The organism is Bacillus sp. 05T22, from assembly GCF_056396765.1.
In genome coordinates, this window is sequence record NZ_JBFTMC010000127.1 from 1 (window position 1) to 11,528 (window position 11,528).

An 11,528-nucleotide genomic window follows, 5' to 3' on the forward strand; every position below is an offset into this window, starting at 1 on the left:
AGGTGGAGCACTTCCATTCGTTCAAGAACTTTTAAAAGCATTCATGTAAGCTCACTATTTAGCAACTACTTATAAAAATTATCATACCTTATTACGAAAAAAGAGGAGGAAATAACATGGCAATCGCAATGACAGTTTTAAAATTTGTGGGTGGAGCACTTCCATTCGTTCAAGAACTTTTAAAAGCATTCATGTAAGCTCACTATTTAGCAACTACTTATAAAAATTATCATACCTTATTACGAAAAAAGAGGAGGAAATAATATGGCAATCGCAATGGCAGTTTTATCATTCTTAGGTGGAATCATCCCATTAGTAGGAGAGCTTTTAAAAGCAGTAATGTAAGTTCATTATTCCGCAATTATTTATAAAAATTATCATACAAATGATCTGTATTTCAAAGATGAATTGATGTGCAGATCATTTGTGTGAGCAAAGTCCCTTTGGCATTGTTAAGGGACTTTTTTAAATTTCTACATACTTGAAGTTCCGTCACATCAACATCAAGTTAAAGCACTTTTAAAACATTAAAAAGTGCTTTTTATTTATTATAAATATGAATGTAAACTTTTAAATATTAGTTTACTTTCATTTCCCTTTAAACATTGACTTTATCGCAACTTACCCATTTTCCTCAAAAACTACTAGAAAAGTATACATTCAAAATACTATAAATAAAGCTACTAAAACATGTATAAAGAAAAAATAAAAGCTAGACCAATGCTAGCTTATTTACATAAATTTCGTTATCAGAAGTCAATGTATCTTTAAGTTTACAAATTTAAAAGCGGAATGTCTTTGTATGGTTGATATTTATTCTCTTCTATTTCTTGATAAATTCTTATGAAATTAACGGTCCATTCAGGATATGGGGTTAATTTATCTCTAGCCACTTGTTCCATTTGTACCAATTCATCGGAAGTTAAACCCCAATGGGTTTGTCCAAGCGTTAAATGGGGATGATACTGTTCCATTTCCATATACCTTTTAATCAAATCATCTGATGGAGAAACTGCTTCTACTAAAAGACGATGTAGTTTATAAACTTTTGAGTTTTCTACACTTAAGAATAAAACTTGTTTTCCAAAGAATTGTGGTTTCCCTAAAGATAAAGTGAAAGAAGGCATTTGTTTACAAACTTTCTCCACTTTTTTTAACCATTCTTGATCTGAAGTAAGTCCTCCTTGAGCTTTAACAGTAATATGTGGTTCAACAACTTCTACAATACGATTATTTTCCCATTGTCTCTGAAACTGCTGGATTTTATGTAGGTATGATTTTGGCGGAATGATTCCTATAAAAAACTTCATGTTTAGAATTTCTCCTTTTTCTAGATAAATTTGTCTAAATTTTCAATTATTAAATCTTATCATAATACAATAAGTTTCTAATGTATATTTTATACATGCTCGGTTAACATAACACCACTTATCGGTATTCAATGTATCTAGAAAAAACCCCTTCAGTTTACTTGCTGAAGGGGTTTCGTATTTACATAATTATCGTTATCAGAAGTTGATAAACATCAATTTATTCGTCTTATGAAATAGAAAACTAAGGAAGACAAAGTAATTGGAATAGATTTAATAAAATACATTATAGAATAAGATACATATCCTCCAGATAATCCGATGCCCATTAAATATGCATAGGAAAAACCTAATAATATAAACACGGGAATCCCAATACTTAATTTATAACATCTTTTTATTTTTCTATAAGAGAACTCTCCTAGTAGACAGCCTATAAGTACAGGTATACTCCCATACATAATGTAAAGAATAGCCATCGACCAGGGTGAACCCCAATCTGATTCCATACCCTCAGAGTTAATTATAAATTGCAAACTAGGTGTAAATATAGAAAAAAATATGAGACATACTAAATAACTAACTATAAACTTTTTCATTTCTATCCCCCATATAATTCATAATGATATCTTCATTGTATGACAATTACCCTTACCTAATATGAATAAAATGTAATATGTATATTGTATTCATGTGAGGTTAACATAACGTCTTATTATCGGGATTCAAGGTGTTTAGAAGACTATTAAAAGCCCTCCAGATTGTTTAACTGGAGGACTTTCGTGTTCACATAATTCTTGTTATCCGTAGTTAGGTTTCTTTAGTTGAATGGGAATGTTTTGATCCAGTAGAAGAATGCAAAACCTCCAGCTACAAATAAAGCAGCTAAAATGAATGCTATTAGAGGTATTTTATTTTTCATACTTTTTCCTCCAATGATTTAATCTTAAGCTAATTTAGTTAATATAACATGAGTTATCGGGAGTCAATGTATTTAGGAACCTACTAAAAACTGTTCCTAGTTAATCGTTTCTGAAATCGTATATCTCTTCAGGAACATTTAATGTATGTCCGTTAATGATTACTGTATCATTGTCCTGCCAGACAATCTTTGCCGTATTCTCTCGGTAATTCCAATACACATTCTTCGTTTTGAAAAATTTGCGATGATTAAATACTAGCTCTCCTCTAACAGCAAAACTCGTTGTCGCTCCGCCGCTTGTTACGTAAGCTTTAAATGTATATGTTCCGTCAGGAGATTGTTTTTCAGCAATCTTTTCACCTGTCGGTAATCGATCCATACTGAAAAACGCCCAATACACTCCGTATACGAACAAACCAACTATACAAAATAATATAATTAACACTTTTCGTTTGGTTTTCTTAATTTCTTTCTCTGCAAAATTCATGTATTAGCTCCTATTAATGACTTTCATTGCAAACCCTTCCTGTTTGGAGGGAGGGTCAATCTTTGTTTTGTTTTTCTAACAGTTGAATAACCCTATCTAACTTTTGCTCAACTGGATCTTGCTTTTTGCGATTGCTGGTATGCCGAATTATACGTATAATCCCCCCAAACAGTGCACCGATGATCACTAAAATAATAGCAACTCCTATGTAATAAATAGAATTTTCTAAAGGCATTATTTAGAACCTCCTTTTTCCCTATTTTCCCATTTAAAAGAAGTGATATGTTGTTTGATTTTGGTTGTATATTCTATACATGTTAGGTTAACATAACGTCTCATTATTGGTAGTATCCAAAAAATCCCTCAGGCAAGCCAAGAGACCACTTATTTACACAAAAATATTGACGATACAGATTTAATTTTTGATAACTATATATATTATTATTATGGTTATAATTATTCCTATAAAAAACATATTAGTTGGGAGGAATTTTAATAACCAAAAAGCAGTCATAATTGTTGCTACTAAAAGAAATGGTAACCATTCTTCATGTGTGAATTCTTTTTTGTTAGATAAAACAATTATATACCCTATTAATGGTAGTATTAAACATATTGTATATAAAAATTTATCTTGTAAATACCACGGTCTATTTTCCATATCTTTCTCCAATATACTTTTAATTACATTTTATGTTTATAATAAATTTTAATCAAGGGGTACCGCCCATTGTCATCAAGCTAAAGCGAAATTGTATCTATAAAACGAAAAAAACGTTATTCCTTCTAAAAATGCTAGATTAGAAAGGATGGCGTTTTCTTGTATTTGAAGGTATTAAAATTTCTTAAGTTAAGGCATGTATGGTGATCCTATATGGATGAGATAATAAAAAAGCTAGCATTTTGCTAGCTTTCACATTATTTTGAAGTAAGTGCAACTAAAACATCTACTGGATAATCAACTGAGTTTTTCACTTTATATTCTGTCGGACTTGTAAAATCCTTACCAAGCTGACCAAAAAGATTATCCCAAATACCATTTTGGTCAGACATCCATTTTTGTAATTTTCCCCCTGGAATAACTGAATATGTTGCTACCTGTTGATATAATGCAGTTCTATATTGATCATATGCATAATCAGTAGGCTTTGGATTAAAATCAAATGTTTTTGTAACGGTACTTTCTGAATTTAGAGTAACACCATAACCAAAACTTGCAGTTAATGATTGATTTACTTTTGCAATCCCCTCAAGACCCACTTCCATCCCAATTGTATAAGATAACCCTACAGTTACATTATGTGAAACACCACTTGTAACCGCTTTGCTCCAATGATAACCTGAATTTTTATCTACTACATTTGAATCAATCAATTTCCAATTTACTTCTTTTTTTAATTTAGTATCTTCTAAAATTGGATCATTTTTAGGAATTGCTATTGTATATAATACGTCGCCTTTATTTCCAGTTTTTTCATAACTCTCTCCATCTTTAAGCCAATTACCATCAGCTTTTATAATCTTATATTTATCATTAGCATTACCTGTTATTCCATAAACTCTTGCCCCATTAGACTTAGCAACTTTATCTACATATACATAATCAATTAATTTTCCATCTTCTGTAGACACATGCCATTCATTAGGAAATTCTTCATAAGGACCTGTAGGAATGTAAGGAAGTTGCGTACCATTTTTAGCAACCTGAGCTGCTGTCATAGGTGCTTTTCCTTCTTGAGAACTGATTACCACTGGAAGATTTCCTACTTTCGTAGAAGTGTCAGTAGCCGCAGAAGAAAATCCTGGTGCTACAAATAAAGCTGTACTTAACACAAATGCTGCTGGAATTATTTTTTTTATACGATTCATGATATATCTCCTATTCTTTTAGTGTTTCTATAAGATTACAAAAATGAAATTATACTGTACATTGCTTATAATTTTACTGTGAAATAAAATTAAATTACCTTTGATATGTTCATCTTATTATAACTATCTTTCAAATTACTTTCATAAATGTTACAAAAGTCTTTCATTGATTTTAAAGGCTTTGAAATTTCTAAAATACACTTATTAAACTCAAATTATAGTATTTACTCCCAGAATGATTCTTGAATCCAAAAGTCGTTTTCGTGATACTTTATGACAAAAGTAACTTTTGCCATGTGTAAATGTATTTGTTGTTGGTGATTCACATATGCATCAAACCATAAGTGAATATATCCAGCTGGAATACGTTGTTCTAACAAGCTTTTCTAAAAATGAAGGAGTAAGATATTTATGTAATTCTTCAGCAAATAATTGTAGTTCACTTTGAATCGAAAGATTCATAAAAAACGTCATCTTTTCTAAACAAGATAGGTAATTAGAAAAGATAACGTTTTTTGTATTTTTGGGTATTAAAATCTCTTAAGTTGATGGGCATGTAGAGTGGCCCCTCATACCCAGAATCGTTTCCGTACCCCAAATAGCAAAAAAGAAGAAAGCAAATGTAATCTACTTTCTTCTTTTTCTATAGATTTTACTTCTCTATATTTTGGTTTTCGGTGATTAAAAATTATTTATTTCTGAATAAAACACCATGTTTTACCCTGAAAAATTAGTTGAATTTACAACAAGATTGTTAAAAGTTCAATTGACAGATTTGTTTTTCAACAGTATCTATATTTATTGTACTTTAACAGAATATGTCCCATCTTTCCCATCAGCTGTATACACATATAAATAATACTTCCCTGGTTTTGCAGTAAGCTTTTCTTTAAGTATATTTCCATCAGGGATTCTTCCACCTGCAACGTATTTTTTCATATCTGATTCATGAAAAAGCACCCAGAACATGTTGATTTTACATTCGTTTGTGACAAAAATGTTCATCTCTTTTGGCGATGACACATTAAACGTATAAGTATCTTTATTATCTCCATCCTTAAATGAACCTTTGAGAAGCGTATTAAACGGAATTACATTTGCTTGTTCTGGATTATTATTTGGTTCTTTTTCAGTTCCTCCTATTCGAGCTACATTAACGGTCATTTTTTCTTTACTTTCTTTTCCTTTATCATCTTTCATTGTTACTGTTGCCGTATACGTTCCTTCTTTTTCATATGCATGAGTAGGATTTGCTTCTGTGCTTGTGTTACCATCTCCAAAGTCCCAAAGGTAAGAAACGATTTTTCGATCTTCAGCTTTTGAACTATCGCTCTTAAACTGAATTGCGTTATTTGCTTCTCCGTAATATGTTTCTCTTGCTCGATCTACATTAACGGTCATTGTTTCTTTACTTTCTTTTCCTTTATCATCTTTCATTGTTAAGGTTGCCGTATACGTTCCTTCTTTTTCATATGCATGAGTAGGATTTGCTTCTGTGCTTGTTTCCCCATCTCCAAAGTCCCAAAGGTAAGAAATGATTTTTCGATCTTCAGCTTTTGAACTATCGCTCTTAAACTGAATTGCGTTATTTGCTTCCCCGTAATAGGAATCTTTTCTCTTTACAATCATTCCTTCATTTGCGCCTTCATCTGTTGCAATGCCGTGGAAAACAATATCATATTGGAACTGATTTTCATTATTTACACGATAATTTACAAAGTACGCTGTTACTGTGTTATAACCGCTCCATCCTTTTTGTGACAGCTTCTCTAATGCTTCGTTCACTTGTTTACTCATCGTTTTCCAGTCTTCAGATTCACCTTTCGTTGCATTGCCTGTATACGTACCTTCAACTGTAAATGTATTAAAGAATTGAGACTTATGCTTTGTAATCTTTGCATCTTTTACATTCGCAACATCCGCAATTTCCTGCTTCACTTCAGTTAGTGCCTTCTGTGCATGACTTACTAAATAATCATCTGATACTTGCGGCACAGTAAATTTTTCTCGATTATCAATTAATTGCTGCATATATGTTTGATAGTCTTTATTCAATTGTTCATCTTTACTTAACGCCTCTCGGTATGCATCATAACCTTTGACATCATTTGCACGAATTAAATCTTGTATTTTATCGAATGTATCAAATTTGTGATTATACATATAAGACTGTAATGCAAAGGAATAGTTATAAAAATCCCACGTTCCATATTTTGAAAATAATGTTCGTTCTGCTGTATAGCGTTCTGCTGGTTCGGTTGACAAACCTCTTATAACGCTCTTACGCGGCACTACATTATTTGTACGCGTCGATCCTGCAAAGAATTCCGCATTTCCTTCTGCATACCATGTCAAACGTTCATTTTGCTGTATATCTCCTTGCCCAAATAATCCAGGCACTTCATATCTTCCTTGCAAATAGTGTGTAAATTCATGACGGAACAATTCTTCTAAACTAAAAATACTTTGCTGCGGCGTACGTTCATATGTAAAGAACGTTCCGTCTTGTTCAATATAAATACCACCATTATTTGTTTCATAGCCGTACAATTGATTGTTAAATTTATATTCATCTGGTGTGTTATAAATCACGATTGTTAATACATCATCCGGATTCCCTGGTTCTAATGCTTTATCATTTCCGATTACACGGTGATATTGTGCTTTTACTTCTTTCGCAGCCCAGTACATTCTTTGGATTTTTTCCTCTGTCACTTTATCTCCCGTTTTAAAGACAATTGCTCCGTCATCAAACGTATACGTTTTTGGTAAATATTTATTCTTACCCTCTTTTTTAAGTTGATCTAAGTTTACTGTTTTTCCGTTGGCATCTACTTTTCCGTAATTTGTAGCAATCTGTTCTGCCGCACCAAAATATTGTTCTCCTAAATATGGATACATCCCCATTGCTTGCGTAGCAACGTCTAACCCTTTCTTCGGATTGCTGTGAAATTTCCCTAAACGTCCTGCATAGTAAATACCATTATTAATGAGCCAACCATTTTTATCCGTTACCTTACCTATAAGCGCCATTTTATTTACTTCATTTATAAAACTATCAATCTTCCCATACCACATTGTCTCATTTGGCTCTTTACCCGAAAAATGCCAATAAGTCTGTATATCCCTATCAATGGCTTTCATCAAAGTATATACAACCTCTCCTTTCTTACGGTCGTTTTCATATGTAGAAAGGTTATTATTATACTGTTTTAAAATTTTTGCTGCATACTGCACCGTTTCAACGTCACTAGAAGTATTACCCATTAAATCCGCGTATGCAGTTACAGCCAAATCTTGCTCAGCTGTACCAAGTTTAAAGTTCGGATTCTTTGCAATTGCTTTTAATGCTGGTAAACACTTATCTTGAAAGCTTCTCTCTTTTAAATAACTTACACTTAAGTCGTCATTATAAAATCCGACATAAAAAGCGGAACGGAGTACTTCAGTAAATGTATCAATTCCTTTTGTATCAGTTTTTGTAAACTTACTTCCTTTTTTCTCTATTGTATTCATGATTACTTGCATACGCTCTTTATTTCCATAGAAAGCCTTTGTTTCTTCGTTAAACTCAAATAAACCTTTAATTTGCCCGCTGCGAATAGTTTCTAGTGTATGAATTAACTCCTCATCGCTCATTTTATTCAGCTCATCCAAAGTATAGCTTTCCTGCGACTGATTCACTTTCTCATCCTTCATAGTGGAAGCCGGCTTCTGTGAAAAATCTCCAACTTTTAAACGTTCTTCATACGATAATGTTTCATCAACTTTTGAGGAATGAGCAATTGCATCTTTCGGCTTTTCTATCCCCGCTGGTTTCATTTGCAGTACATTGTAAGGTATTTTTTCTTCCGCGTACACTTCAGCTTGCAACGCACCCAATGACAATGCCATTGTACTAATTCCAAGCATAATTTGATTTATTTTCTTTTTCTTTTTCATAATTTTCCTCCATATCAATATATAACCGAAACAAAATAACATATTATTCAAATTATATAAATTAAATATGCAAGATTTCATATTGCTTTTTAATAGTTTTTAAACGCTTTGTGAATTATTTAAAAGGGGTACCGCCCCATCACAATCAAGCTAAGAAAAGCAAATACCCCAAAACGAGAAAATTGGCATCTCCAGGTGAAAATGTACAATTTTTTGTTTTGGGGGCGTTATAAATTTCTTAAGTTGATGGGCATGGGGTCACCATACATGCCCATCAACTTAAGAAAATGAATAACCCCAAAAACGAAAAAATGTACTGTCATACACAACTGTAGCAAGATAGATTTTCACTTTTTAAATAATAAGTTTACTTAAATCTCCATATACAAAAAAACAGAATTATTTGCTAGACATCCTTTAAATTCTCAAGAATAATGAAGATGTACCTAACAAGTAGGAGGCATCATATATGATACATTTAAACAATTTGGAGCCTGGAATCCGGAATTTGGTTGCCCAATTTATCGAAGCTGGGCGACCTTCGGCAAGACAGCAAAGCATTCAGGAACGTCGACAAGGATATTTGAATACAATTGATCTTGCCGGAGAAGTCGTGCCCGTATGGAATATTATTGATCGAACAATTGATGGTTTACCGCTTCGCATATACAAAACGTCGGATCAAACCAATCTTCCTATTTTGATTTATTATCACGGTGGTTGCTTTGTCAGTGGTGACCTCGAAACTCATGATCGTCAACTGCGTATGTTAGCCAATTTGAGTAACTCCCTCGTTATTGCCGTCGATTATCGATTGGCGCCGGAACACGTTTATCCAGCTGCACATGACGATGCAATTAAAGCTACATATATCGTCCGTCAGTATGCTTCGCATTGGGGTGGAAACCTAAACAACATTACACTCGCAGGTGACAGTGCCGGTGGACATCTTGCCCTAGTTACTTGCCTTCGTCTTAAGGCTCAAGGACAATGGTTACCCCAGCGACAAATTCTTATTTATCCGATGCTGGACGCGAACGGTTTAAGCAATAGTTATAAAGAATTTGGAGACGATTATGTGATTACTCGAGATATGTTGCTTAGTGGTTTTGAAGCTTACTTATCTAATCTACCTTTCAATCATCCGGAAGCCAGTCCATTATATCGGGATGACCTTACTGGTCTTCCAGAAACCCACATTTTAACAGCAGAATTTGACCCTCTCGTCGATGAAGGTCAAATGTTGTATCACCGTTTGCTAGAAGCAGGCGTGAAAGTACAATGCCGTCGGTATCTCGGAGTAAACCATGGATTCTTTCAATTGGCTGGTATCAGTCCAACTGGTATGAAAGCGATCGAGGATGTTGCATCTATTGTGAGATAGGTGTTATGTATTAAATTAAGAAATAAAATAAGTCCTTAAAACAAAAAATACGCTATTCTTTTTGTAGAAATATACAGGAAGGATGGCGTTTTTTATGAACCTTTCGATTCAAAGTGAACTACAATTATTTGCTGAAGAATTATATGAACACCTTACCCCTTCGTTCTTGGAAAATCTCGCTAGAGAACTAGGTTTTGTACAGCGAAAACGGAAGTTTTCAGGGCATGATTTAGCTACTATATGCGTCTGGATTAGTCAACGAGTAGCGAGTGATTCTTTAGTGAGACTGTGTAGTCAACTTCATGCTGTTACAGGAACCATTATGAGTCCAGAAGGACTCAATAAGCGTTTCAATAAAAAAGCTGTTTGCTTTTTAAAACAAATTTTCTCTTCGTTATTAAAAAGTAAAATTTGTGAAACATCAGTAATTCCTAGTTCTTCAATTGCTTATTTTCAACGRATTCGTATTTTAGATGCAACAATTTTTCAAGTRCCAAAGCATTTAGCTAGTGTGTATCCTGGATCAGGTGGTTGTGCTCAAACAGCAGGTATAAAAATCCAGTTAGAATATGATTTACATAGTGGCCAGTTCTTAAATTTTCAAGTTGAACCAGGGAAAAATAATGATAAAACCTTTGGCACAGAGTGTTTAGCGACATTACGTCCTGGGGACCTATGTATTCGAGATTTAGGCTATTATTCACTGGATGATTTAGATCAAATGGACCAACGTGGCGTGTATTATATATCAAGGCTCAAATTAAACAATATGGTATATATCAAAAATAAATTTCCTGAATACTTTCGAAATGGGACAGTAAAAAAACAGTCTCAGTACGTCAAAGTTGATTTAGAACACATTATGAATACCTTAAAACCCGGACAGATCTATGAAATCAAAGATGCTTATATTGGAAAGGATAAAAAACTATTTACTAGGGTGATTATGTATCGATTAACAGAAAAACAACTTCGTGAGCGTATGAAAAAACAAGTGTATACGGAAAGTAAAAAGGGGATTACGTATTCAGAAAAAAGCAAACGATTAGCTGGCATGAACATATATGTTACCAATACACCTTGGGAGATTGTTCCGATGGAACAAATACATGATTTTTACTCTCTCCGCTGGCAAATAGAAATCATCTTTAAAACTTGGAAATCTCTATTTCAAATTCATCATTGGAAAAACATCAAACAAGAGCGATTAGAATGTCATGTTTATGGAAAACTTATTGCCATTTTTCTATGCTCTTCTACTATGTTTAAGATGAGACAATTAATTTTACAAAAGAAACAAAAAGAATTAAGTGAATATAAAGCAATTGGAATGATTAAAGATCATTTGCACATCTTGTATCAAGCCATACAACAAAACACCCAAGAGATAACAAAGGTTCTTATCCGTCTGTTCCACCTCCTACAGAAGAATGGACGGAAATCTCACAGATATGAGAAGAAAACTGTCTTTGATATTTCTTACGATTAGTCAATTGTTTTTTATAGATTTTTCACAGAGTAAAGGCTAGAGAATTCATATCATATATCCATAAATAAAAAGTCATACGAAATACCCCTAATATCTTTTAGTTTTTTTACTAGGGGAGAAATATG

The 11,528-nt window shown here is 33.1% G+C and carries 8 protein-coding genes and 1 pseudogene; 2 read left to right on the forward strand and 7 right to left on the reverse strand.

Going from position 1 to position 11,528, the window contains the following annotated elements:
* Positions 1-773: 773 nt before the first annotated feature.
* The 7 genes and pseudogenes from AC1DIT_RS24310 to AC1DIT_RS24340 form a co-directional block, all read right to left on the reverse strand.
* Positions 774-1,310: a 2'-5' RNA ligase family protein gene (locus AC1DIT_RS24310; protein ID WP_016132769.1), complete on the reverse strand. Its 537-nt coding sequence runs from the start codon at positions 1,308-1,310 to the stop codon at positions 774-776.
* A gap of 215 nt (positions 1,311-1,525) precedes the next feature.
* Positions 1,526-1,909, reverse strand: a complete 384-nt coding sequence (locus AC1DIT_RS24315) for a hypothetical protein (protein ID WP_016113510.1) — start codon at positions 1,907-1,909, stop codon at positions 1,526-1,528.
* A 423-nt stretch (positions 1,910-2,332) separates the two neighbouring features.
* Complete coding sequence (locus tag AC1DIT_RS24320) at positions 2,333-2,719, reverse strand: DUF5412 domain-containing protein (protein ID WP_016113508.1); 387 nt, start codon at positions 2,717-2,719, stop codon at positions 2,333-2,335.
* A gap of 55 nt (positions 2,720-2,774) precedes the next feature.
* Entirely contained in the window at positions 2,775-2,954 is a 180-nt protein-coding gene (locus tag AC1DIT_RS24325; RefSeq protein ID WP_016113507.1) for a DUF4083 family protein, read from the reverse strand.
* 683 nt (positions 2,955-3,637) lie between these two features.
* Complete coding sequence (locus tag AC1DIT_RS24330) at positions 3,638-4,588, reverse strand: hypothetical protein (protein WP_016113505.1); 951 nt, start codon at positions 4,586-4,588, stop codon at positions 3,638-3,640.
* Positions 4,589-5,386: 798 nt separating this feature from the next.
* A complete protein-coding gene (locus AC1DIT_RS24335; RefSeq protein WP_309243080.1) occupies positions 5,387-5,989 on the reverse strand; it encodes a PKD domain-containing protein in 603 nt (200 codons plus the stop codon).
* Positions 5,975-8,530, reverse strand: a pseudogene (locus tag AC1DIT_RS24340) (collagenase); the annotation flags it as partial. The gene AC1DIT_RS24335 and the pseudogene AC1DIT_RS24340, both read right to left, overlap by 15 nt.
* Positions 8,531-8,999: 469 nt before the next feature.
* Here AC1DIT_RS24340 and AC1DIT_RS24345 point away from each other — a divergent pair.
* On the forward strand, positions 9,000-9,914 hold the full coding sequence (locus tag AC1DIT_RS24345) for an alpha/beta hydrolase (RefSeq protein ID WP_016113503.1): 915 nt from the start codon (positions 9,000-9,002) through the stop codon (positions 9,912-9,914).
* A gap of 94 nt (positions 9,915-10,008) precedes the next feature.
* Entirely contained in the window at positions 10,009-11,403 is a 1,395-nt protein-coding gene (locus AC1DIT_RS24350) for an IS4 family transposase (RefSeq protein ID WP_016132999.1), read from the forward strand.
* The last annotated feature ends 125 nt before the right edge of the window (positions 11,404-11,528 follow it).

Bases quoted from the DNA above. Each gene is read 5' to 3' on its own strand.
- AC1DIT_RS24315 (WP_016113510.1), bottom strand. From the start codon at position 1,909: ATGAAAAAGTTTATAGTTAGTTATTTAGTATGTCTCATATTTTTTTCT.
- AC1DIT_RS24330 (WP_016113505.1), bottom strand. From the start codon at position 4,588: ATGAATCGTATAAAAAAAATAATTCCAGCAGCATTTGTGTTAAGTACA.
- AC1DIT_RS24320 (WP_016113508.1), bottom strand. From the start codon at position 2,719: ATGAATTTTGCAGAGAAAGAAATTAAGAAAACCAAACGAAAAGTGTTA.
- AC1DIT_RS24335 (WP_309243080.1), bottom strand. From the start codon at position 5,989: ATGACCGTTAATGTAGATCGAGCAAGAGAAACATATTACGGAGAAGCA.
- AC1DIT_RS24310 (WP_016132769.1), bottom strand. From the start codon at position 1,310: ATGAAGTTTTTTATAGGAATCATTCCGCCAAAATCATACCTACATAAA.
- AC1DIT_RS24345 (WP_016113503.1), top strand. From the start codon at position 9,000: ATGATACATTTAAACAATTTGGAGCCTGGAATCCGGAATTTGGTTGCC.
- AC1DIT_RS24325 (WP_016113507.1), bottom strand. From the start codon at position 2,954: ATGCCTTTAGAAAATTCTATTTATTACATAGGAGTTGCTATTATTTTA.